The organism is Achromobacter sp. EG18 (assembly GCF_059759395.1).
Window position 1 is genome coordinate 387186 of record NZ_CM186213.1, and the last position, 23120, is coordinate 410305.

At 69.5% G+C, this 23120-nt stretch carries 23 protein-coding genes; 8 read left to right on the top strand and 15 right to left on the bottom strand.

Annotated features, from left to right (window positions below):
- From AC6CR5_RS01880 to AC6CR5_RS01890, 3 genes are all read right to left on the bottom strand, one after another.
- Positions 1 to 1008: a FecR family protein gene (locus AC6CR5_RS01880; RefSeq protein ID WP_498085237.1), complete on the bottom strand. Its 1008-nt coding sequence runs from the start codon at positions 1006 to 1008 to the stop codon at positions 1 to 3.
- 13 nt (positions 1009 to 1021) lie between these two features.
- The gene (locus AC6CR5_RS01885; protein WP_054446794.1) at positions 1022 to 1570 is read right to left on the bottom strand and encodes a sigma-70 family RNA polymerase sigma factor; all 549 of its coding nucleotides are present in this window, start codon (positions 1568 to 1570) and stop codon (positions 1022 to 1024) included.
- Positions 1571 to 1882: 312 nt separating this feature from the next.
- Positions 1883 to 2746, bottom strand: coding sequence for a pirin family protein (locus AC6CR5_RS01890; RefSeq protein WP_006384111.1), 864 nt, complete (start codon positions 2744 to 2746; stop codon positions 1883 to 1885).
- A 249-nt stretch (positions 2747 to 2995) separates the two neighbouring features.
- Here AC6CR5_RS01890 and AC6CR5_RS01895 point away from each other — a divergent pair, with 249 nt between their 5' ends.
- Positions 2996 to 3538 (top strand): DNA-deoxyinosine glycosylase, encoded by a 543-nt coding sequence (locus tag AC6CR5_RS01895; RefSeq protein WP_346507504.1) that lies wholly within the window; start codon positions 2996 to 2998, stop codon positions 3536 to 3538.
- Positions 3539 to 3658: 120 nt separating this feature from the next.
- Here AC6CR5_RS01895 and ccmI (AC6CR5_RS01900) read toward each other — a convergent pair whose 3' ends face one another.
- The 9 genes from ccmI (AC6CR5_RS01900) to ccmA are packed head-to-tail and all read right to left on the bottom strand — an operon-like array spanning position 3659 to position 10417.
- A complete protein-coding gene (gene ccmI / locus AC6CR5_RS01900; RefSeq protein ID WP_464089824.1) occupies positions 3659 to 4600 on the bottom strand; it encodes a c-type cytochrome biogenesis protein CcmI in 942 nt (313 codons plus the stop codon).
- Positions 4597 to 5160 (bottom strand): cytochrome c-type biogenesis protein, encoded by a 564-nt coding sequence (locus tag AC6CR5_RS01905; RefSeq protein ID WP_107316508.1) that lies wholly within the window; start codon positions 5158 to 5160, stop codon positions 4597 to 4599. Before AC6CR5_RS01905 ends, ccmI (AC6CR5_RS01900) begins: the two co-directional genes overlap by 4 nt.
- A complete protein-coding gene (locus AC6CR5_RS01910) occupies positions 5150 to 5683 on the bottom strand; it encodes a DsbE family thiol:disulfide interchange protein (protein WP_498085238.1) in 534 nt (177 codons plus the stop codon). Before AC6CR5_RS01910 ends, AC6CR5_RS01905 begins: the two co-directional genes overlap by 11 nt.
- Entirely contained in the window at positions 5680 to 7668 is a 1989-nt protein-coding gene (locus tag AC6CR5_RS01915; protein WP_498085239.1) for a heme lyase CcmF/NrfE family subunit, read from the bottom strand. The genes AC6CR5_RS01910 and AC6CR5_RS01915 overlap by 4 nt, the downstream gene beginning before the upstream one ends.
- Positions 7665 to 8114, bottom strand: coding sequence for a cytochrome c maturation protein CcmE (gene ccmE / locus AC6CR5_RS01920; protein WP_269877748.1), 450 nt, complete (start codon positions 8112 to 8114; stop codon positions 7665 to 7667). The genes AC6CR5_RS01915 and ccmE overlap by 4 nt, the downstream gene beginning before the upstream one ends.
- Positions 8111 to 8323 carry a heme exporter protein CcmD gene (gene ccmD / locus AC6CR5_RS01925; RefSeq protein WP_082401475.1) on the bottom strand — a complete coding sequence of 71 codons (213 nt, stop codon included), beginning with the start codon at positions 8321 to 8323 and terminating at the stop codon, positions 8111 to 8113. The genes ccmE and ccmD overlap by 4 nt, the downstream gene beginning before the upstream one ends.
- Complete coding sequence (gene ccmC, locus AC6CR5_RS01930) at positions 8320 to 9102, bottom strand: heme ABC transporter permease CcmC (protein WP_076468908.1); 783 nt, start codon at positions 9100 to 9102, stop codon at positions 8320 to 8322. The genes ccmD and ccmC overlap by 4 nt, the downstream gene beginning before the upstream one ends.
- 11 nt (positions 9103 to 9113) lie before the next feature.
- Positions 9114 to 9794 carry a heme exporter protein CcmB gene (gene ccmB, locus AC6CR5_RS01935; RefSeq protein ID WP_173001018.1) on the bottom strand — a complete coding sequence of 227 codons (681 nt, stop codon included), beginning with the start codon at positions 9792 to 9794 and terminating at the stop codon, positions 9114 to 9116.
- Positions 9791 to 10417: a cytochrome c biogenesis heme-transporting ATPase CcmA gene (gene ccmA / locus AC6CR5_RS01940; protein WP_006384802.1), complete on the bottom strand. Its 627-nt coding sequence runs from the start codon at positions 10415 to 10417 to the stop codon at positions 9791 to 9793. Before ccmA ends, ccmB begins: the two co-directional genes overlap by 4 nt.
- 412 nt (positions 10418 to 10829) lie before the next feature.
- Between ccmA and AC6CR5_RS01945 the strand changes: the two genes are divergently transcribed.
- From AC6CR5_RS01945 to AC6CR5_RS01975, 7 genes are all read left to right on the top strand, one after another.
- The gene (locus AC6CR5_RS01945) at positions 10830 to 10994 is read left to right on the top strand and encodes a periplasmic nitrate reductase, NapE protein (RefSeq protein WP_006384801.1); all 165 of its coding nucleotides are present in this window, start codon (positions 10830 to 10832) and stop codon (positions 10992 to 10994) included.
- Between the two features lie 38 nt (positions 10995 to 11032).
- Positions 11033 to 12253, top strand: a complete 1221-nt coding sequence (torC, locus tag AC6CR5_RS01950) for a pentaheme c-type cytochrome TorC (RefSeq protein WP_006384800.1) — start codon at positions 11033 to 11035, stop codon at positions 12251 to 12253.
- Between the two features lie 7 nt (positions 12254 to 12260).
- On the top strand, positions 12261 to 14774 hold the full coding sequence (gene torA, locus AC6CR5_RS01955; RefSeq protein WP_020927174.1) for a trimethylamine-N-oxide reductase TorA: 2514 nt from the start codon (positions 12261 to 12263) through the stop codon (positions 14772 to 14774).
- A gap of 47 nt (positions 14775 to 14821) precedes the next feature.
- Complete coding sequence (torD, locus tag AC6CR5_RS01960) at positions 14822 to 15505, top strand: molecular chaperone TorD (RefSeq protein WP_006384798.1); 684 nt, start codon at positions 14822 to 14824, stop codon at positions 15503 to 15505.
- Between the two features lie 103 nt (positions 15506 to 15608).
- Positions 15609 to 16376 carry a sulfate reduction electron transfer complex DsrMKJOP subunit DsrO gene (gene dsrO / locus AC6CR5_RS01965; RefSeq protein WP_006384797.1) on the top strand — a complete coding sequence of 256 codons (768 nt, stop codon included), beginning with the start codon at positions 15609 to 15611 and terminating at the stop codon, positions 16374 to 16376.
- 13 nt (positions 16377 to 16389) lie between these two features.
- Positions 16390 to 17424 carry an NrfD/PsrC family molybdoenzyme membrane anchor subunit gene (gene nrfD, locus AC6CR5_RS01970; protein ID WP_020927176.1) on the top strand — a complete coding sequence of 345 codons (1035 nt, stop codon included), beginning with the start codon at positions 16390 to 16392 and terminating at the stop codon, positions 17422 to 17424.
- A gap of 37 nt (positions 17425 to 17461) precedes the next feature.
- On the top strand, positions 17462 to 20647 hold the full coding sequence (locus tag AC6CR5_RS01975; protein WP_498085240.1) for a tetrathionate reductase subunit A: 3186 nt from the start codon (positions 17462 to 17464) through the stop codon (positions 20645 to 20647).
- Positions 20648 to 20706: 59 nt separating this feature from the next.
- Here the strand turns inward: AC6CR5_RS01975 and ccmI (AC6CR5_RS01980) are convergent, their stop codons facing one another.
- From ccmI (AC6CR5_RS01980) to AC6CR5_RS01990, 3 genes are all read right to left on the bottom strand, one after another.
- Complete coding sequence (gene ccmI / locus AC6CR5_RS01980) at positions 20707 to 22044, bottom strand: c-type cytochrome biogenesis protein CcmI (RefSeq protein ID WP_150100245.1); 1338 nt, start codon at positions 22042 to 22044, stop codon at positions 20707 to 20709.
- Positions 22041 to 22502: a cytochrome c-type biogenesis protein gene (locus AC6CR5_RS01985; protein ID WP_162270069.1), complete on the bottom strand. Its 462-nt coding sequence runs from the start codon at positions 22500 to 22502 to the stop codon at positions 22041 to 22043. Before AC6CR5_RS01985 ends, ccmI (AC6CR5_RS01980) begins: the two co-directional genes overlap by 4 nt.
- Positions 22503 to 22597: 95 nt before the next feature.
- Positions 22598 to 23119 carry a DsbE family thiol:disulfide interchange protein gene (locus AC6CR5_RS01990; RefSeq protein WP_024068522.1) on the bottom strand — a complete coding sequence of 174 codons (522 nt, stop codon included), beginning with the start codon at positions 23117 to 23119 and terminating at the stop codon, positions 22598 to 22600.
- Position 23120: the final 1 nt, after the last annotated feature.

The window sequence follows — 23120 nt, forward strand, 5'->3', positions numbered from 1 at the left end:
TTACCGACTTTCTTGTAACTGCGTCGGGCCGCTCTGCGTCGCAGGCAGGGATTCGATGCGGGTCCACCAAGGCAGCGGTTTGCGCACGCGTATCGGCAGCACCGTGGTCAGCATGGCCAGTGCGCGATCCGTATCCCACACGGGGAAACTGCCATAAACCTTGAGGTCGGCAATTTCTTCGGCCACTGCAAGGTGGCCATGGCGATGGCGGCGCAATTCCTGCACCACCTCGCGCAGGCTGATGTCCTGCGCCAGCAAGACGCCGTGCGTCCAGGCTTGCCGCGCCGGATCCGCAGGTGCCGGAGACAGAACGCGCTCCCTCGTGAAGCGGACCTGCTCGCCCGCCCGAATGAGGGTCACTCTGCCTGCGCGCGGCGTGACTTCCACCGCACCTTCATACACGGCCAGCTGGGTGTGCCCCTCCGACAGGCGCAGGTTGAAACGCGTGCCAAGCGCGCGCAGCCTTCCCTGCGCGGTGTCCACCACGAACGGACGGTCCGGGTCCGCCGCGGTGGCAATGAACAATTCCCCAGTCAGCAGGACCAGACGACGCAGCGTGGGGCTGTAGTCGACATCGCACGCGCTGTCGGAGTTCAGCCAGATGCGCGAACCGTCCGGGAGTTCTATTTCACGTGGCATTCCGACGCCAGCCCCATAGTCGGCGGACCACGCCAGCAATCTGGCCGGGATCCACGCGTTGTGCCAGGCCGCGCTTCCCAGCAGCCCGGTGCCCGCCACCGCTGCCAAACCGACCAGCATGCGTCGACGCTGGCGCACTCGCTGGTCCGCCCGCATGAGACTTTCCGACGTTTGCAGCGGATGGGGCGTCTGTTGCAACGCCGTAAAGCGATGGCTGATGTCTTCTACGTAGCGCCAGGCCACGCGGTGCTCATCGCAGGCTTGTAGCCATTCCCGCCACTGCGAGCGTTGCGGGTCGCTCGCGTGACCGGATCGCAACAAGGCATACCATTGCGCTGCCTGCTCCAACGTTGCTTCAGAGGGTTCCACGCTTGGTGCTGGCTCAGGGTTCTTCAGTCAGTGCGCGCGCGGTCTCTCGCGCGCGCAACCGCAAGCAGCCCAGCATCGCCTGGGCCACGTATTTGCGCACCATGCGGCTGGACACGCCGAGCCTGGCAGCCACCTCGTCATCGGTCATCTGGCAAGCCTCGGCGAGCACAAACGCTTGGGCGGCTTTCGGGGGCAAGGCGCGCAGCATGGAGCCGACCTCGTGCAGCGCCTCCAACACCATGGCCTGCCGCTCGGCCGAGGGATAGCTGGCCTGAGGATATGTGGCCAGGGTTTGCAGCCAGGCACGCTCAATTTCCTGCCGATGCCAAAGGTTGATGCAAAGATTCTGAGCGGTCGTGCGCAGGTAGGCGCGCGCCTCGCCCGGGCTGCCGAAGCGGCTGACAAGAGGTTTACGGATGAGACGCAGGAAGGCGTCATGCGCGAGATCGGCCGCCTCGGCTGTATTGCCCAGCCTGCGATAAAGCCAACCTCTGAGCCACGGGTGGTGGTCCAGGTAGAGCCGTTCGATCGATGGAGGGGAGGGATATGCCTGGGATGTCATGGTCCAGCGCTTGTCCGGCGCCTAGGCCCTACGCCGGGGGCGGGCGCACAGGCGATGCGCGCCGGCCAGTAGAAAAGCAAATAAGAACTATTATTAATAACAGAAATTTCACAGCGTTGTCAATGTGGCTGCCACCAGAATCCGGCCTGCGGCAGGCAACTATTTTCGGTCTCTATCGAAATCCGAGAACTTCCGCCGCGGGTCGCAATGAGCCCCTCGCACTCCCAGCCGATCAAAGAGAAAAAGCCGCGTTTCCCCAACAGGAAACGCGGCTCCATTCAGGACCGGCGCGTCGACGCCGGTCCCCACCCTTCAATGCATCTGCCCGTACTTGCCGGCGTTGAAGTCCTGGATCGCCTCGACGATCTCCGCTTGGGAGTTCATCACGAACGGCCCGTACCCCACCACCGGCTCGTCGATCGGCTCGCCGCTCAGCACCAGGAACACGGCGTCGTTGTTGGCTTCGACCGTGATCTCGTCGCCGTCCTGCGAGAACAGCGTCAGCTGCGCGTCGCGCGCCACGGCTTCGCCGTTGACCAGCACCGTGCCGCGCAGCATCACCAGCATGCTGTTGCGGCCCGCCGGGATCGCGAAGGTCGTGGCCTTGCCCGCGGACAGGCGCACGTCCCACACGTCGATCGGCGTGAAGGTGCGCGCCGGGCCGGTCTGGCCGCCATAGCTGCCGGCGATGACGCGCAGCGAGCCGGCATCGTCGGGCAACGACACGACCGGGATATCCGCGTTCAGCAGGCTCTGGTAGCCGGCCGGGGCCTTCTTGTCCTTGGCCGGCAGGTTGACCCACAGCTGCACCATCTCCAGCTCGCCGCCCTTGCGGGTGAACGCGGGGGAGTGGAACTCTTCATGCAGGATGCCCGAGGCGGCCGTCATCCACTGGACGTCGCCGGGCCCGATGACGCCGCCGTTGCCGGTGGAGTCACGGTGCTCGACCTCGCCGCTGTAGACGATGGTCACGGTTTCGAAGCCGCGGTGCGGATGCTGGCCGACGCCGCGCGGTTGCGTGGCCGGCGTGAATTGCGCCGGGCCGGCGTAGTCCAGGAGCAGGAACGGGCTGACGTTCTTGCCCTTGTCGTTGTACGAGAACATCGAGCGCACCGGAAAGCCGTCGCCCACCCAGTGGGGACGGGGACTGGCATGCACACCCAGAATCTTCTTCATGATCGTCATTCCTGTTGCGCGGCCCCTGCGGGGCCGTTCGTCATACCTATCAAGATAAGGGCGGGACGGCGGTTGCGGTAGTCCCCTCCATTGATAAGCACCGTTCCAGCAATAGGACGCTGACGGCCCCAAGGCGGGCCAGCGTTGCCAGTGCAGCGAGGGCGGGGGGAGGAATTCCGGGCTTGGCGCGGTGCCCGCGGCCGGCGCGACCCGCGACGAAGGGCCTGTAAACCCGGGTATTCTTGCGCCATGCAACGACAAGCCGACACAGCCGTGGCTGACCGATCTCCCCAAGTCCAGGGCTTCGCCCCGGTGGCCGCCGCCGACGCCCGCATCCTGGTGCTGGGCTCCATGCCCGGCGTGGCGTCGCTGCGGCAGGCACGCTACTACGCCCACCCGCGCAACGCCTTCTGGCCCATCGCGGCCCAGGTGCTCGGCTTCGATCCCGCCGCCGATTACGCGCGGCGCCTGCAAGCGCTGCGATCCGCCGGCGTCGCGCTCTGGGACGTGCTGCAGGCCTGCGAACGGCCGGGCAGCCTGGATGCGGACATCCGTGTCGACACCCTGGTGCCCAACGACTTCGCGGCGTTCCTTGGGGCCCATCCACGCCTGGTGCGGGTCTGCTTCAACGGCGCCAAGGCGGCCAGCCTCTACCGCCGCCATGTGCTGCCGCGCCTGCCGCAGCGGCCGTTGCAATATATCGACCTGCCATCCACCAGCCCGGCCCACGCGGCCGCATCGTTCGAGAAGAAACTGGCCGCCTGGCGCGAGGCGTTGACGATGCCGGCCTGAGCCTGCGCGTTGGGGCGTTGGCGGCGCGGGTGCCGCGACATGCGGCCGGAGACGAAGCGCGGAAAGCGGAATGTGAAAAGCGGAATACGAGCGGGGCTTGGCCGTGCGCGAGGCGGCCGGTCAGTCCTGCCGGCCGCGACCTTCAGCGCCTACGATCGGGGGGGCTGGCAGGAAGGCGGCGCCTGCGGCGCCGGACGCCGCCGCAAGACCGGCCGCCCGGCGGGCCTGCGCCAGGCTGGCCTGGACCTGCTCGTGGACGGGACCGTCGGGGTCGACCAGGGGCAGCAGGCGCTCCCAGTCGTCAATGGCCTGCTGGAAGTCGCCCCGGAAAAATGCGCTGGTGCCGGCCAGGGCCAGGCCTTTCACGTCGTCGGGCGCGAGCGTCAGCAGCAGGGCGATCAGGCGGTCGGGTTCGCCGGAAAAATCGCCGTCCGCCGCCGTGGCCAGGAGGTCGGCCCACTCCGCCAATACGCCGGGATCTTGCGGCGCCCGGGCGCCGATGCGCGCCCAGGTTGCCGCGCCGTCGGCGAAATCTCCCAGCGTTGCGTAGGTGTGGGCCAATGTCGTCCAGGCCGCGGCGTCGTCCGGATGGGCTTGCAGGTGTTGGATCAAGCCGGCCAGCCGGTCGGCCATGGGATCGTTGGCGTCGTGGCCGGCGCTGGCGGGGATCGCCGCGTCCAGGCTGGCGTGCGCCGGCGCCAGGGCCGACGGCGTGCCAAGCACGGCATACAGGCCGACGCTGATCGCGCCCAGTCCCAGGGCCACGGCCAGGGCCCAGCGCGGCGCGGGCCGGGTATCCAGGGGATCCGGCGCTGCGCAGCCTTCGCGCAGGGCGCGCCGTTCGATCTCCGCGAGCGCCTGGGCATACTGGTCCGGGGCGATGCGCCCGCAGGCCTGGTCGGCCTGCAATTGCGCCAGTTGTTCGCGCAATACCGCCAGGGATGCCTGCGCCTGGGGCGGGCCGTCGCGGCGGCCGGTGGCCCCCGGCGCCAGCAGGGGCGGCAGCACGAACAGCAGGGCGACGGCGACCATGCCGGCCGCGAGGAGCCAGAACAGGGTCACGGAGCGCGCTCCCCGCCGGCAGCGGACGGACCGGCGTCTTCCGAGGGGGCGGCCAACAGGGCCCGGGCCGCTTGCGCTTGCGGCGCAGGCAGAGGTGGCTCCGGCGTGCGGGCATGGCGTCGCAAGCGCCACAGCAGGCCGCCCATGGCGCCGGCAAGCAGCACGCCGGGCCCGATCCAGAGCAGCGCGGTGCGGGTTTTCAGCGGGGGGCGATAGAGCACGTAGTCGCCATACCGCGACACCAGGAACTGGCGCACCTGGGCGTCGTCCTGGCCCGCCTGGAACAGGCGGCGCACTTCGTCGCGCAGGTCGCGTGCCAGCGGCGCGCGCGAGTCCGCCAGCGATTCGTTCTGGCACACCAGGCAGCGCAGGTCGCGCGTGAAGGCCTGGACGTGCGCTTCCAGGGCCGGGTCGGGCGCGGCGGCGGGCGCCTCGCCGGCCGTGGCGCGGGCCGCGATGGCCAGCGCCAGCGCGACGCCGCCGCAGGCCGCGCGCAAGCCGGCGGCCAAGGCGGCGCGCCGGGGCGCGGGGCGGGGCGCGCGGAGGATGTCAGGGTTCATTCAGCGCCTCCCGCGCCCGGGGGATCAGGATGTTGTCGAGCACGTCCTGCGTGACCGGCCCGACGTGCTTGTAGCGGATCACGCCTTGGGCGTCGATGAGAAAGGTCTCGGGCACGCCGTACACGCCATAGTCGATGCCGAGTTTGCCGCCGGGGTCGACCACCGTGGCGGTGTAGGGGTCGCCCAGGCGCGCCAGCCATTCGCGGGCGGCGCTGTCTTCGTCCTTGTAGTCCAGCCCGACGATGGCGATGCGGCCTTCGCGGGCGGCGCGCAGCAGCACGGGGTGTTCGGCGCGGCAGGCGACGCACCAGCTGGCCCAGACGTTGAGCAGCCAGACCTGGCCGCGCATGTCGTCCAGCCCGAACTGGCTTCCGGGCGCGTCCAGCCGCGCCAGCGTGAAAGGCGGCGCGGGCCGACGCAGCAAGGGCGAGGGCAGCTCGCGCGGGTCCAGCCCCAGGCCGATGGCGAGCAGGGCCGTCAGGCCGATGAACAACAGCAGGGGCAGGAGGGATCGGAGTTTCATGGCTGTTCGCTGTGCGGTCGCCGGGTGTGTTGCGGGGGCGCGGCGTCGCGCCGCGACGCCTGCTTGCGATAACGGCGGTCGCCGGCGGCGGCCAGGCCTCCCAGCATCATCAACGCGCAGCCGGCCCAGATCCAGCTGATGAACGGTTTGTGGAACAGGTTCACGATCCAGCTGCCGTCGGGCAGGCCTTCGCCCAGGGCGGTGTAGAGGTCGCGCAAGGGACCGACGTCAATGGCCGACTGCGTCATCGGCATTGCTTGCGCCACGTAGCGGCGGGTCTCGGGTCGCAGCGTGGCGACGTACTTGCCGCCGCGCGCGACATCGAGGGTGGCGCGCGCGGCGATCCAGTTGGGACCGGCGACCTGCTCCACGCCGCCGAAGGTGAAGGTGTACCCGGCCAGGCGGGCGGTCTGGCCGGGCAGCATGCGCACGTCCAGTTGCGACTGGAAGCTGTTGACCATGGTGACGCCGATGATGAACACGCCCAGGCCGAGATGGGCCAGCCACATGCCCCACCAGCTTCCGGGAATGCCGCGCAGGCGGGTGGCGATGCCGGCCCGGCCGCCGCGCAGGCGCTCGCCCAGCAATTGCAGGCTGCCCAGCACGATCCAGGCCGCCAGCGACAGGCCCAGGCAGGTGCGCCAGGTGAAGTGTCCGAGCCCGTAGCCCAGCGCCGGGCCCAGCAGCACGCTGGCGAGCGTGGCCGGCCGCAGGCGGCGCGCCAGCCGTTGCCAGGTGTCGGCCTTCCAGCGCGCCAGGGCGCCGGGCACCAGCAGGATGAGCACTGGCGTCATCAACGGCACGAAGGTGGTGTCGAAGTAGGGCGGGCCGACCGAAATCTTGCCGAGGCCCAGGGCGTCGAGCAATAACGGATACAGGGTGCCGAGCAGGACCGCCGCGCAGGCCACCGACAGCAGCGCGTTGTTGGCCAGCAAGGCGGCGTCGCGCGACACGAGCTCGAAGCGGCCGCCACCCTGCAGCCGCGGCGCGCGCCAGGCGTACAGCAGCAGCGATGCGCCGACCACCGCCGCCAGCAGGCACAGGATGAACAGGCCGCGCGCCGGGTCGGTGGCGAAGGCATGTACCGAGGTGACGACGCCGGACCGCACCAGGAACGTGCCCAGCAGCGACAGCGAGAAGGTGCCGATCGCCAGCAGCACGGTCCAGCCGCGGAACGCGCCGCGCTTTTCCGTCACGGCCAGCGAATGGATCAGCGCGGTGCCCAGCAGCCACGGCATGAACGAGGCGTTCTCGACCGGATCCCAGAACCACCAGCCGCCCCAGCCCAGCTCGTAATAGGCCCAGCTCGATCCCACCGCGATGCCGGCGGTCAGCAGGACCCACGCGGCCACGGTCCAGGGCCGCGACCAGCGCGCCCAGGCGGCGTCCAGGCGCCCCGTCATCAGGGCCGCGATGGCGAAGGCGAAGGCGATGCTGAAGCCCACGTAGCCCAGGTACAGCAAGGGCGGGTGGATGATCATGCCGGGGTCCTGCAACAGCGGGTTGAGGTCGCGGCCTTCCGGCGCCGCTGGCAACAGGCGGGAAAAGGGGTTGGAGGTCAGCAGCGTGAAGGCGGTGAATCCCGCGCTGACCGTGCCCAGCACGCCCAGGACCCGCGCCGTGAAGGCCTCTGGCAGCCCGCGGCTCCAGCGCGTCACCGCCGCCGCCCAGAGCGACAGCGAGACGATCCACAGCAGCATGGAGCCCTCGTGGTTGCCCCAGACCGCGGTGATGCGGTAGATCAGCGGCGTGCGGGTGTGGCTGTTGTCCGCCACCAGCCGCACGGAGAAATCATTGGCGATGAACAGCAGGTGCAGGCAGGCGTATGACAACAGCACGAACAGCAGTTGCCCGCGCGCGGCAGCGCGGCCGACCGCCATCAGCGCCGCGCGGCCGCGCCAGGCGCCATACAGCGGCACGATGGCCTGCGCCAGCGCCAGCGCGAAGCCGAGCATCAGGGAAAAGTGGCCGACCTCGGCGATCATGGCTGTACCGTCCTGCCGGCATCGTGGGCGCGCTCGATGGCTTCGCGCGCTTCGATCGGCGTGTAGTTCTCGTCATGGCGGGCCAGCACGCTGGTGGCGGTGAACACGCCGTCGGCGTCCAGCGTGCCCTGGGCCACCACGCCCGTGCCTTCGCGGAACAGGTCGGGCAGGGCGCCGCGATACACCACGGGCACCTCGTGGGCGGTGTCGGTGACGATGAAGCGCATGCCCAGGCCGTCGGCCTCGCGTTGCAGCGAGCCGGCCAGCACCATGCCGCCGACGCGGAACAGCCGCTGTCGCGGCGCCTCGCCGCGCGCGATTTCGCTGGGCGTGTGGAAGAACACCAGGTTCTGGCGCATGGCCGTCAGAATCAGGGCGGCCGCCGCGCTCAGCAGCGCGACCGCACAGAGCAGCAGGAGCAGGCGCCGGCGGCGGGGTGTCGTCATGCCGGTTCCGCGTCCCGCCGTTGCCGCCTGGACGCCGGGCGACTGGCGCGATCGAGCGCGGCCAGGCGTCGCAGCGCGCGGCGGCGCCGCCGCGCCAGCGACGCGCATTCGGCCAGCACCAGCAGGGCCAGCGCGCCATAGCTGCCCCAGACGTAGCCGGCGCGCCCGCCCATGTGCCAGAACGCGGCCCAGGATTCCCAGTGCATCATGCCGGCTCCTTGCGCGATGCGGCCTCGCGGCGCGCCAGGTCGCGCACCCAGCCGGCCGGCCATTCCCGTTCCAGCACCATGACGCGCGCGCGCGCCAGCGCGACGGCGGCGGTGTAGGCCCAGGCGGCCAGCGCCATCAACAGCATGGCGGCCAGCATGGTCGCCGCCATGGACGGCGCGCGCGTCAGGCTGACCGAAGCGCCCTGGTGCAGCGTGCTCCACCATGACACCGAGAAATAGATGATGGGGACGTTGATGGCGCCCACCAGCGCCACCAGCGCCCCGGCGCGGTCGCCACGATGGGGATCGACGGTCAGGGCGGTCAGCGCCAGGTAACCCAGGTACAGGAACCCCAGGATCAGTTGCGAGGTGAGCCGCGCGTCCCAGACCCACCAGGCGCCCCAGGTGGGCCGGCCCCACAGCGCGCCGCTCCAGAGCGCGACGAAGCAGAACAGCGCGCCGGTGGGAGCCAGCGCGCGCGCCATGATGAACGACAGGCGGGTGCGCAGGACCAGGCCGAGCGCGGACCAGAACGCCATCAGAAGATAGATGAACAGCGACATCCACGCGGCCGCGACGTGGATGAAAATGATGCGGTAGACCTCGCCCTGCGTGGCGTCGGTGGGCGCGACGAAAAAGCCGATCGCCAGGGCGCAGGCGCCAAGCACGATCGCGATTCCGGCGCACCAGGGAACCAGCCTGCCCGCCAGCGGATAGAAGGCTTGCGGCGCGGCGAACCGCAGCAGGCGGGTGGCGTGGCGGGCGGGGGGAGTGGGCATGGAAGGCATCTTCATTCTTCGACGGCGAAGCGCAGCGCCAGGACACAGGCGGGCGGGGCCAGCGCCAGCGCCGCCAGCAGCGCGCCGCCAAGCAGCAGGAACGCGGTCGTGGGCGGCTGGCCCGTGGCGCAGGCGGACACGGAGCCCGCGCCGAAGATCAGCACCGGCACGAACCAGGGCAGCAGCAACAGGGCCTGCAGCACGCCGCCGCCGCGCATCCCGAGGGCCAGCGCGGCGCCGATCGCGCCGACCAGGGCCAGTACCGGCGTTCCCAGCGCGAAAGATAGCGACAGGGTCAGGCGCGAACACTGACCCAGGTCAAACAGCAGGCCCATGAGGGGCGCCACGGTCACCAAAGGCAGACCGGTTCCGATCCAGTGCGCCGTGATCTTGGCCAGCACCCAGAGCGTGGCGGCGCCCGGCGAAAGCAGCAGTTGTTCGAGCGTGCCGTCGGCGTGGTCCTGCGCGAACAGTCGATGCTGCGACAGCAGCGTGGCGAGCAGCGCGGCGACCCATAGAACGCCGGGTCCGAGCGCGCGCAGCAAGGACGCATCGGCGCCCACGCCCAGCGGGAACAGGCAGGCGACCAGCACGAAGAAAAGCAGCGAGACAATGGCGTCGGCCCGGCCGCGGCCAAGCAGCAGCAGGTCGCGCCGCAGGACGGCGAAGAAGGGGCTGTCCTGCCACGTCATGGCGTGTGCGGGCCAAGGTCGAGGGTGCGCACCGGCCGGTCGAAGGCAACCTCCTGGTGCGTGGTCAGCAGGACGCGTCCGCCGTTGTCGCAATGGCTTGCCAGCGTCCGTGTCAGCGCCGCCACCGTGGCCGCGTCGAGCAGGTTGAAGGGTTCGTCCAGGATCCACAGCGGCCGCGCCGGGCGCAGCGACAGCCGCGCCAGCATCACGCGGCGCCGCTGGCCGCGTGACAGCACACGCGCCGGCAGGTCCAGCAGCGCCGCCAGGTCCATCCGGCAGAGGGCGTCGCGACAGGCTGCCGTGCTGACGGCATCGGCCTGGGCCTGGCACAGGAAGCGCAGGTTCTCGAGGGGGGTGAGGGAATCGGCGAGGGCGTCGGCATGGCCCAGGTAGAGCAGGTGCTGGCGGTAGGCCGGCCCCAGGCGGTGGATGTCGGCCCCGCGCCAGCACACCGTGCCGGCGTCGGCGCGCGCCAGGCCGCACAGGATGCGCAGCAGGCTGGTCTTGCCATGGCCGTTGGGCGCGGTCACGCGCAGCAATTGCCCGGCGCGCAGCTGGAACGACACGTCTTCGAACAGCAGACGGGTTCCTTTCGAACAGGTGAGCCCTTCCGCTTCAAGCATGGCCGGCGCCCATCCAGATACTCATGACAACAATCCCCGCTGCATCAAGGGCGGCGCGAAGCCGACAACGGGATGGGATATTAATGAATCCAGGCCGCGGTTTTGCGTGGCCGTGGCGCATTTGGATTTATGTCGGACGCGTTTACCGTTGGCCGCATCATGGCGCCGATCGCCACGCGACCGTATGCGTTTTCGAGCGCTGGCGGGCCGTGGCTTCAGATCGGTCTGAGTAATGGGCGCGATGGCGTGTGTGACCCGCGGCGCTTGACGGAGATCAACATGCGGGGGCCGGCCGAGCGTCGATCATGAAAAGGCATCGAACCGCCAACGGCCCTCGCGGGGACCGCCGGCCTTGCTTGTGCCGCGGCGCGGTTCGACGTAGTAGCCGTTCATATCCAAATAGTTGTACTCCGTGAAAAGCAAACCCAAGCACAGCAGCAATGGTGGTGGGGCCGAGTGGGCAAAGTTCCTGTCGCTGGCCTTTGTAGCGTGTCCCGTCGTGGCGTTTCTGATGATCTGCGTGTACGGATTCATCGTCTGGTTCGGTCAAATCCTGTTCTGGGGGCCGCCGACATGAATGCGCCGTCCGAGAAAAACGCAGCCTGAGCCACCGACATGAAAAATCCCTTCAAGATCGCCAAATCCATCATCCAATGGATGGGCGCGCTGTTGCTGCGCCCCGCCACCCGCATCGGCCTGGGCGTGCTGGTCATCGGCGGGTTCCTGGGCGGCGTCACGTTCCTGGCGCTGTTCAACACCGGCATGAACGCCACCAACACCGAGGCGTTCTGTATTTCCTGCCACTCGATGCGCGACACCGTGCTGCCGGAACTGCAGCAGAGCGTGCATTGGAAAAACCGTTCGGGCGTGCGCGCCCACTGTCCGGACTGCCACGTGCCGCATGACTTCACCTCGAAGGTCGCGCGCAAGATGCAGGCCTCGCGCGAAGTGCTGGGACACCTGATGGGCACGATCGGCACGCCCGAGAAATTCCAGGAACACCGCATCGTGCTGGCCACGCGCGAGTGGGCCCGCTTCAAGGCCAACAATTCCAAGGAATGCCGCAACTGCCACGATTACGCCAGCATGGATTTCGACAAGATGCGGGTGACCTCGCAGACCACGATGCACGGCGCGGCCGAGCGCAATGCCAGTTGCGTCGACTGCCACAAGGGCATCGCGCACCGATTGCCCGAGGTCAAGTCACAGGGCAACCCGGCGCTGGCGGCGCTCACGGCCGACGCACGCGGCGCGGCCATCGACGCCGGCCGCGAGTACTACAGCGTCATGCCGCAGCCGATCTACGCGGACGAGGGCCTGGACCGCGAGATCGGCGCCATCGAGATCGCCACCGGCGTGAAGGTGCTGCAGAAGAAAAAGGACGCGGTGCAGGTCGAATTGCAACTCTGGAGGAAGAACAAGGGTTACGCCCGGGTGCTGTACGGCCAGTTCGGCCTGAACATCACCAGCGCCGTGCTGAGCCAGGAGGTGTCGCGCGACGACGGCGTGGTCCATGTCATCGAAAGCCGGATCGACGATGTGACCGGCCTGCAATGGCAGAAGATCGCCGCCACGGTCTGGCTGCGCGGCGGCGGCCTGGTGGCTGACGTCGCGCCGATCTGGACGGCGGCCAGGAAGAGCTATTCGCAGAGCTGCAGCGTCTGCCACCGCCAGCCGAACGAGGCCTCGCACGACGCCAACCAATGGCCCGGGCTGTTCGGCGGCATGGTCGGCTTCACCAACATGGACGACCAGACCGCCAAGCTGGTCCTGAAATACCTGCAACTGCATTCCTCCGATTTTGCTGCAAAGGACAGTGTGGCCGCGGCCCACTGAGAAAGACATGAAACTCTCCCGTCGTCGTTTCCTGGGTGGTGTCGCCGCCTCGCTGGGTTCCATGGTGGTGCCGCCGCTCTTGCGCAATGGCCGCGTGCTGCGCGCCGCCACGCTTGGCGATGAGGACGCCGGCCCGGGCCGCTGGCGGTTCTCCGGCGCGCACTGGGGCGCATTCCGCGCCCGGGTCGTGGCCGGCCGCGTCGTGGAAATCAAGCCTTTCGAGTTCGACAAGCATCCGACGCCGATCCTCGATGGCACGCTGGACGTGCTCTACAGCGCCTCGCGGGTGCGCTATCCGATGGTGCGGCTCGACTGGTATCGCAAGCGCGGCGCCGCGGGCCAGGCGCTGCGCGGCGACAACCGCTTCATCCGGGTCGGCTGGGACGAGGCGCTGGACCTGGTCTACGACGAGCTCGAGCGGGTGCAGCGCGACCATGGCCCCTGGGCGCTGCATGTGGGCAACGTCGGCTGGCGCTCGGTGGGGCTGATGCACAGCTGCGGCAACCACATGCTGCGCGCCATGGGCATGCACGGCTATAGCGTCGGCACCGCGGGCGACTACTCGACCGGGGCCGGCCAGACCATCCTGCCCTACGTGCTGGGTTCGACCGAGGTGTATTCGCAGGGCACGTCGTGGGACATCATCCTCAAGGAAACGCGGGTGCTGGTGTTCTGGGCCAGCGATCCGATCAAGAACCTGCAGGTCGGCTGGAACACCGAAACGCACGAGGCCTATGCCTATTTCGAGCAGCTCAGGCAGAAGGTCGCGAAGCGTGAAATCACGGTGATCTGCGTCGATCCGGTGAAAAGCAAGACGCGCAACTACCTGGACTGCGAGCACCAGTACGTCAATCCGCTGACCGACGTGGCCTTCATGCTGGGCATTGCCCACACCTTGTGGAAAGAGAACCTGTACGACGCCAAGTTCCTCGAGACCTATGCGGTCGGCTTCGACGAGTTCATCGCCTACGTCGAGGGCAAGACCGAGGACAAGATCGAACGCACCCCGGAATGGGCCGCGTCGATCTGCGGCGTGCCGGCGCAGCGCATCCGCGAGCTGGCGCGCCTGATGGCGGCCAATCGCACGCAGCTGATGTTCGGTTGGGCGATCCAGCGCCAGCAGCATGGCGAGCAGCCTTACTGGATGGGCGCGATCCTGGCCGCAATGCTGGGCCAGATCGGCCTGCCCGGAGGCGGCATCAGTTATTCGCACCACTACAGTTCGGTGGGCGTGTCGGCCTCGGGCGCGTCGATGCCGGGCGCGTTTCCGCTGAACCTGGATACCGGCCGCAAACCCCGGCACGAGAACGACGACTACCAGGGGTACAGCGCCGTCGTGCCGGTGTCGCGGGTGATCGACGCCTTGCTGGAACCGGGCAAGGAAATCAACTTCAATGGCCACAAGGTCAAGCTGCCGCCGTACAAAGTGGCGATCTTCTCGGGCTGCAACCAGTGGCACCGGCAACAGGACCGCAATCGCATGAAGCGCGCGTACCAGAAGCTGGAAACGGTGGTGGCCATCGACTACAACTGGACCGCCACCTGCCGCTTTGCCGATATCGTGCTGCCGGCCTGCACCCCCTACGAGCGCAATGACATCGACGCTTACGGTTCCTATTCGAACCGCGGCGTGATCGCCATGCACAAACTGGTCGATCCGCTGTACCACTCGCGCTCGGACTTCGATATCTGGACGGACTTCTGCAAGCGCATGGGACGCGACGTGGAATACACGCGCAACATGAACGAGATGCAGTGGGTCGAGTCGCTGTACGAGGATTGCCGCAAGGAAAATGCCGGCAAGGGCTTCGACATGCCGCCGTTCGCGCAATTCTGGGAGCAGGGCTACGTGCTGTTCCCGGAGGGCAAACCGTGGGTGCGCCACGCCGATTTCCGCGAAGACCCCGAGGTCAACGCGCTGGGCACGCCGTCCGGGTTCATCGAGATCTACAGCCGCAAGATCGCCGGCTTTGGCTACCGCGATTGCAAAGGGCATCCGGTCTGGATGGAAAAGGCCGAACGCTCCCACAACGGTCCGCGATCGGACAAATTCCCGCTCTGGCTGCAGTCGGCGCATCCGGATACCCGCCTGCATTCACAAACCTGCGAATCGCCCTCGCGGCGCGCCACCTACACCATCCAGGGGCGCGAACCGGTCTACCTCAATCCCGACGATGCCCGTCAGCGCGGCATCAAGCATGGCGACCTGGTGCGGGTGTTCAACGACCGTGGGCAATTGCTGGCCGGCGCGTCGCTTTCGGCCAACTTTCCTCCCGGGGTGGTGCGCATCCAGGAGGGCGCCTGGTATGGGCCGACCGGGCCGGAGATCGGCGCGCTGGACACCTATGGCGATCCCAACACGCTGACGCTGGACGTCGGCACCTCCGAGCTGGCGCAGGGGCCAAGCCCCAACACCTGCCTGGTGGAAATCGAACCGTACAAGGGCGTGGCGCCACCGGTGACCGCGTTCGGCGGCCCGACCGAGGTGGATATCGATGGCAAGGCGCTGGCCCGGCATTGAGGCCTCGGCCGGCGCGGAACGCCGACCGGTGTGGATCCTGTGATTTCATGGAGCATGCGTTGAACCTTGCATTATCCGACCCTGACTGGGGCGCGGCCTGCCAGCTGCGTTCGCAGCTGTATGGGTGGTTTTCCACCGTTTTTGCCAGGGAAATGGAACCCGCCGCCATGGCCTTGTGCCAGGGCGGCGGGGCCGATCATTTGCTGGCGGTGTTCAAGGCGCTTGGGCTTGGCCGGCAGGCCGATGCCGTGGCCGCCGTGTTCAAGGCATGGGCGGGGCACCCCGACGCGCCGTTGGAAAACGCGGCCGACTTCGCCGCGCTGTTCCTGCTGGAGGGGCGGGCGGCGCCCATTCCCTACGCATCGCATTACCTGGAGGAAGGTGGGCAGCTGTACGGCGAGCCGGCGCGGCTGATGCGCGCGTTCCTGGAGTCCAGCCAGTTGCGGCTGGATGCGCAGTTCAAGGAGCCCGAAGACCACATTGCCGTCATCCTGGCGGCGCTGGCGCGCTGGAGCCGGGAGGGCGGGCGGGCGAATGACGTCGCCGCCTGCGCGGGGGAGCAGGCGGCCTATCTGGACGCCGCGCTGATGCCCTGGGTCGCGCACTGGCAGGCCCTGGTGGACGGCGTGGACACCCTGGCCTTCCGCTTCTATCCGGCGGTCGCGGGGCTGCTGGTCGCGTTTCTTCACCTGGATCGGGACTATCTGCGGTCTTTCGAGGCAGGTGGGTAAGAAAGGTCTTAAATAAACCCGTCCCCTATTGATCGGCATCAACTCTCTATATAACCAAAAGCGATAAGTTAATGGCACAACGACATAATTCGCGGAGAAGTCTGTGCCTCACCCCCCACCCGAAGTCCCCCTCCCGGGCAAACGCGGTTTCCTGAAGAACCTGCTCGGCCTGAGCGCCGCGGCCACCATCATCCCCATCCGTGCCGAAGCCGGCACCGGCATCAACCAGCAACCTCCCCGTCGTCCCGGCATTCCCGGCAAGCGCTACGGCATGTTGGTCGACCTGCGCAAATGCATCGGCTGCCAGTCCTGTACGGTCAGCTGTTCGCTGGAAAACCTGCCGCCCGTCGGCCAGTTCCGCACCACCGTCCTGCAATACGAAGTCCAGCCCGACAACGGCAGCCCCTGCGCCATGGTGATGCTGCCGCGCCTGTGCAACCACTGCGACAACCCGCCCTGCGTGCCCGTCTGCCCGGTGCAGGCCACCTTCCAGCGCGAGGACGGCATCGTGCTGGTCGACAACGAGCGCTGCGTCGGCTGCGGCTACTGCGTGCAGGCCTGTCCGTACGACGCCCGTTTCATCAATCACGACACCCAGACCGCCGACAAGTGCACCTTCTGCGAGCACCGGCTCGAAGCCGGCCTGCTGCCGGCCTGTGTCGAAAGCTGCGTGGGCGGCGCGCGCATCATCGGCGACCTGAACGACCCCGACAGCGCGATCTCGCGGCTGATGGCCGAGCATCGCGCCGACATCAAGGTGCTCAAGCCCGAGATGAAGACCGATCCCCACGTCTATTACATCGGCCTGCCCGATGCCTTCGTGCACCACATCGACGGCCAGGCCGGCGTGCGCCTGGCCGGCGGCCATTGAGAAGGGGAGCCTCATGCAGATCACCGAATTGTTGACCCCGGTCTACGACGCCGCCTGGCTGCCCTGGGCGGTGCAGTATTTCTTTCTTATCGGCATCGCCGCCACCGCCGCGCTGACGGCCGCCGGCGCCGCCTTTGGCGAGGCGGGATCGCCGGCCCGCCGGTTGCTGCCGGCCGCCGTGACCGTGCTGCTGGTGTGCGCCATTGCCGCGCCGGTCTCGCTGCTGGCCGACCTGCACCAGCCGGGCCGCTTCTGGCACTTCTATACCCGGCTCACGCCGTGGTCGTGGATGTGGCTGGGGGCGCTGCTGCTGCCGCTCTTCACCGGGCTGGCCGTGCTGTTCTGCGCCGCCTGGTGGTGGGGGCGCATGGTCTGGGTGCGCCTGCTGGCGCTGGCGTTGGCGCTGTCGGCCGTGTCGATCCTGGTCTACACCGGGGCCGAGGTCATGGTGCTGCGCGCCCGTCCGCTGTGGCACACGCCGTTCCTGCCGCTGAACTTCGCGCTGACCGCCTGGCTGGGCGCGCTGGGGGCGATGTTCCTGGTGGGGCGCTGGCTGCCCGGCGGCATGGCGGCCTTGCCCGTCGAGCTGCTGCGCCGCCTCGGCGTGACGTCGGTGGTGATGATGGCCATCGGCGCGGGCGCCTGGATCCTGCTGGGACTGCTGGGCGTGGATGCCTCGTTCGACGCGGCGTTGCGGCTGTTCGGCGAGTTCCCCGTGTGGCGCGCCAGCCTGGCCGGCGCCGTGGCCACCGCGTTCTGCATGATCGCGCTGCTGCAGCGCGCGCCGCGCACCCTGGCGGCGCCGTTGCCGTCGGCCGCGCTGGCGCTGACCATGCTGGCGGCTGCGTGGATCTTCCGCTGGGTCGTGTTCATGAGCGTGCAGGGCGTGCCCAAGTACGGCGCCGGCCTGTACCTGTACGACATGCCCTGGGGCAGCGACGGTCTGCTCGGCATGATCGGCGTGCTGGGCCTGTGCGTCGCGCTGGTGGCCGCCGTGACCTATGCGCTGGAACTGTTCCCGGCCCGCACCCGCGGCCTGGCGGCCTGATGCCGCCGGCCCGACAAGAATTCGCATCGAGATGACCATGGACAAGCCTCACCAAGACGATATCCCCGCCCATGCCGACGGGCCCGATCAACCCGACAACGCCGCGCGCCGCAAGCTGATCGCGCGCGGCGGCGTGGTCGCCGGCGGCATGGCCGCCTTCGCGGCCGGCTACGGCGAGACCGTCGCCAAGGCCGTCAAGGGCCTGGCGCAGGGCACCGCCGGCGTGCCCACCGCGCATGCGGTGCGCGGCAATTCGCTGACGCCCGAATTCCGCATCGACCCGGTCACGGGCCTGCTGTCGACCCAGCCGGGCCAGACCGTCAGCCCCTCCAGCTGCCTGGGCTGCTGGACGCAGTGCGGCGTGCGGCTGCGCGTCGATACCAAGGCCAACCGCATCCTGCGGGTGGCCGGCAACCCGTATCACCCGCTGGCCACCACGCGCCCGGCCGCGATGGACGCGCCGGTGCGCGAGACCTACGCGCAACTGGGCGGCGACAACGGCCTGGAAGGCCGCGCCACGTCCTGTGCGCGCGGTTCGGCCATGCTGGAGCAGATGCATAGTCCGTACCGCGTGCTCCAGCCGCTCAAGCGCGTCGGCGGCCGCGGCGAAGGCAAGTGGCAGACGATTTCCTTCGAGCAGCTGGTGCAGGAGGTGTGCGAAGGCGGCGACCTGTTCGGCGAGGGCCACGTCGATGGCCTGCGCGCCATCTTCGACCGCGACACGCCGCTGGATCCGGCCAACCCGGAGTACGGCGCCAAGGTCAACCAGTTCCTGTTCACCGATGCCTCCAACGAAGGCCGCACGCCGCTCATCCAGCGCTTTGCCGGCCAGTCGTTCGGCACCGTCAATTTCAGCAACCACGGTTCCTATTGCGGGCAGAGCTTCCGCGTCGGCGCGGGCGCGGCGCTGGGCGACCTGAAGGGCATGCCGCACGGCAAGCCCGATTGGGACAACGCCCGCTTCGGCCTGTTCATCGGCGCGGCGCCGGCGCAGGCCGGCAACCCGTTCCAGCGCCAGGCGCGCCAGCTGGCCGAGGCCCGCACCCGGCCCGAGGAGGCCGGCTTCACCTATGTGGTGGTGTCGCCGATGCTGCCCGCGTCCTCCAGCCTGTCGGCCGGCTCGGGCAATGAATGGGTGCCGGTCAATCCGGCCAGCGACCTGGCGCTGGCGATGGGCCTGATCCGCTGGATCCTGGACCACGAGCGCTTCGACGCGCGCGCGCTGGCGCAGCCCGGCCCGGCGGCCATGAAGGCGGCGGGCGAGGCGGCATGGACCAACGCTACGCACCTGGTGATCGCCGAGCCCGGCCATCCGCGCCAGGGCAGTTTCCTGCGCGGCGCCGACCTGGGCTGGGCCAAGCCGGCCGATGCCGGTGAAAAGTGGGAGGACGTGTACGTGGTGCGCCTGGAGGACGGCACGCTGGCGCCGCATACCGGCGCCATGCCTGCCACGCTGTTCGTGGACGAGGCGGTGGCGGCGCCGGGCCTGGCGGGCGCGCCGGCCGCGCTGCGCGTGTGCAGTGCGCTGTCGCTGCTGCGCCAGGAGGCGCATCGCAAGTCGCTGGACGAATACGCCGCCCTGTGCGGCGTGCCGGCGGCCAAGATCTCCGAACTGGCCGAGCGCTTCACCAGCCACGGCAAGCGCGCCGTGGCGGATGCGCATGGCGGCACCATGAGCGGGGCGGGCTTCTACACCGCCTACGCCATCGCCATGCTCAACACACTGGTGGGCAACCTCAACGTCGAGGGTGGCCTGGTGCTGGACGCCGGCCCGTTCCCGCCCTATGGCGCCGGGCCGCGCTACAACATCGCGGGCTTCGCCAACCGCGCCACGCCCAAGGGCGTGGCCCTGTCGCGCAACCGCTTTCCGTACGAGAAGTCGAGCGAGTTCAAGCGCAAGCAGGCCGCCGGCCAGCCGGTCTATCCGGCCGCCGCGCCCTGGTATCCGGCCACCGGCGGCCTGAGTTCCGAGATGCTGGCGTCGGCGCTGGCGGGCTATCCGTATCGCGCCAAGGTCTGGTTCAACCACATGAGCAACCCGGTCTACGGCATTGCCGGGTTCAGGAACGTGCTGCTGGACAAGCTGAAGGACCCGAAGATCCTGCCGCTGGCGGTGTCGATCAATCCGTTCATCAACGAGACCAACGCGCTGGCCGACTACATCGTTCCCGACACCGTCACCTACGAAAGCTGGGGCGTGTCGGCGCCGTGGGCCGACGTGGTGGCCAAGGCGTCGACGGTGCGCTGGCCGGCGGTCGAACCCCGCGTGGCGCGCACCGCGGACGGCGCCCCGGTGTGCCTGGAGTCGTTCCTGATCGCCTGCGCCAAGCGCATCGGCATGCCGGGCTTCGGCGCCAACGCCATCGCCGATGCGGACGGCAACCGCTATCCGCTGGACACGGCCGAGGACTTCTTCCTGCGCGGCATCGCCAACATCGCCTTCGGCGCCGGGCGGCCGGTTCCCGAGGCCAGCGACGACGATCTTGAGCTGACCGGCGTGGCGCGCTATCGCGATGCGCTGCAAGGCAAGCTCAAGCCCGGGGAGTGGCGCCGCGTGGCCATGGTGATGAGCCGCGGCGGACGTTTCGATCGCGTGCGCGACGCCTGGACCGATGCCGGCCAGACCCGCCAGGCCTGGGCCAAGCCCTTGCAGGTGTGGAGCGAGGAATTGGCCGGGTTCCGCCATGCCATGACGGGCGAGCGCTACAGCGGCTGCCCCACCTGGTATCCGGCGCGGCTGGCCGACGGACGCGACGTGCGCCAGCAGTATCCGCGGGCGGACTGGCCGTTCCTGTTGAGTTCGTTCAAGTCCAACCTGATGAGTTCGATGTCGATCGGCGTGGACCGGCTGCGCCAGGTGCATCCGCACAATCCGGTGTCGATCAATCGGCAGGACGGCGAGCGGCTGGGCCTGCGCAACGGCGACCGGGTGCGCATCGTCACGCCGGGCGGCGCGGTGACCGGGCTGGCGCTGCTGCGCGACGGCATCCAGCCGGGCGCGGTCGGCATCGAGCACGGCTATGGCCACACCGAACTGGGCGCGCGCGCCCACCTGGTCGATGGCAAGCCGATGCCGCACGATCCGGCGCTCGCGGCGGGCGTGAACCTGAACGACCTGGGCTTCGGCGACGCGACGCGCGGCGATCATGCCAACGTCTGGATCGACTGGGTCTCGGGCGCGGCGGTGCGGCAAGGGTTGCCGGCGCGCATCGAGCGGGCCTGAGGCGGCGCGGTGATGCCGGGACGACGCCGCCGCTGGCGGCGGCGAGCGGCCCCGGCGCGCTAGCGCAGCACGGTGTCGGCCACCAGTTCCAGCCCGCCGGCCGGCACGTCGGTTTCCACCGGCGTGCCGCCCAGGTCGCCGGGCTGCGGCATGGCCGTGCCCGAGCGGCTGACGCGGATCTCGACGCGCACGCGGCCGGCGCTGGACAGCAGCGTCTGCGGCGACATGGCATTGCTGTCGTCGAGCGTGAAGGCGCGCGGCAGATCGGCGGCGCGCAGCCGCAACACGGCCAGCGGCATGCGCGACCCCGAGGCGGGGCGCGCCAGGATGAAGACGGTGTCGGTCGCTTGCACCTGGGCCATCAAGGCGGGCGCGATGCGCGCCTGGCCGTTGACGCTGCCCGGGGCGGCGGCCTGGCTCGCGGGCGGCTTGGCGGCGGACGTTTGCGGGGGCGAGGATTGCGCGGCTGCCGTTGCCGCTGCCTGGGTTTGGCCGGGCATCTGGCCGGGCATCCGGCCTGGCGTCGCAGGCGGCGCGCCGCTTGCCGATGCGACCGCGCGCGCCTGCGCGATATTGGATTCGATCTGGCGCGCGGCTTCGGAGTCCGGCGGTAGCAGCGCCTGCAGGCGTTGCCAGTATTCCAGCGCCTGGGCGGCGTCGCCACGGCGCAGGGCCATCATGCCGGCCAGCGCCAGGGCCTTGGGCTGGTCCGGATTGGCGGCCAGCGCCTGCGCCACCGCCGCGATCGAGGCGGCGTCCGGCGCGCCCTGGTTGGCCGATAGCAGCGCGTCCGCCAGGTCGGCCAGCACCTGCGGCTGCGCCGGGACCAGCCGCAGCACTTCGCGATAGGCGGCGGCCGCGTCGCCGTAGCGGCCCAGCGTTTCGTAGGAGCGCGCCAGCGTGTACCAGCCGTCGGCGTCGTCGGGCGTGGCGCGCAGGCGCTGGGCCAGCGCGTTGATGGCCAGCGCCATGGTGTCGCCGTCGTCGCCGGCATGGGGTTCGGCGGTGACGGCCGTGGCGGCGCTGGCGGCGGCGCGCGGGTTGCCCAGGTGGTTGTAGAGCAGGGCCGCCGCCAGCGGCAGCGCCAGGCTCAGCAGGCAGGCGGCGGCGATGCCGGCGCGTTGGCCGCCGACCGCCGCGCGGCCGGGGTGGCGTTGGGCCAGGTCCTGCAGCAGGTCGCGTTGCAGTTCCTCGTCGGCGCGCATGGCCGCATCGGCGCTCAGGGCGCCGTCGCGCTGGTCGCGCCGCAATTGTTCGCGCTGCGCCAGATAGAAGGCGCGCAGGCCGCTGTCGGCCGCGTCGTCGCGCGTCGGTGGCGGGCGCCGCAACAGCGGCGGCACCAGGCACAGCAGGGTGGCCAGCAGCAAGCCCAGCACGGCAAGCCAGAGCGGCGTCATGATCCGGTATCCAGGTAGCGGGCCGCGCGGGCGCGTTCATCGGCGGTCAGCGGCGCGCGGCTGCGGGGCCGTCGCGCCACGGTGCGCCACAGCACCGCGAAGCCCAGCGCCAGCAGCGCGAACGGGCCCAGCCACAGCAGCCAGGTGATCGGCTTGAAGGGCGGCTCGTAGCGCACGAAATCGCCGTAGCGGTCTTCGAAGAAACGCATGATCTGGGCGTCGCTGCGGCCTTCGGCCAGCTGGCTGCGGATCAGGTTGCGCATGTCGTGCGCCAGCGGCGCGTTGGATTCGGCCAGCGACTGGTTCTGGCACACCAGGCAGCGCAGGCCGTGCGCCAGTCGTTCGGCGCGTTGCTCCAGCGCGGGTGGCAGCGGGGGAAACGGCGACTGGGCCTGGACCGGCGCGGCCAGCCACGCCGCCAGCCACAGCGCCAGCAAGGGCGCGGCCAACCAGCGCAACGGGCGGCGGCCAGGGCGTCCCCCGGCCCGGCCGCCGGTCTTGCCGGGAGATCGAGGCGGGCGCCAGGCGCCAGCGCGAGGGGTTGGCCGCTGCCTCATTGCAGCGCCTCGATCATCGGTTGCAACCGCGTGCGCCAGATCTCCGGCGTGATCAGGCCCAGTTGCCGGTAGCGGATACGGCCGGCGCCATCGATGACGAAGGTCTCGGGCACGCCGTACACACCGTATTCGATGCCGACGCGGCCGTCGACGTCGCTGGCGGAGGCCTGGTACGGATTGCCATGGCGTGCCAGCCAGGCACGCGCGTCTTCCGGCTTGTCCTTGTAGTTCAGGCCGTACAGCGGCACGCCGTGGCGCTGCGCAACTTCCCGCAGCACCGGCAATTCCTCGCGGCACGGCGCGCACCACGAGGCCCACACGTTCAGCAGCCAGACCTTGCCGCGCATCGATTGCACCTCCAGCCGCTCGCCCGGCGCCTGCAGCAGCGGCAGGCCGATGGCGGGAGCGGGCTTGTCGATCATGGCCGAGGGCACGGCGCGCGGATCGCGCGACAGGCCCATGGCCAGGAACACGGCCATGGCCAGGAAGACGGCGAGCGGCACCAGGTAGCGCAGCATG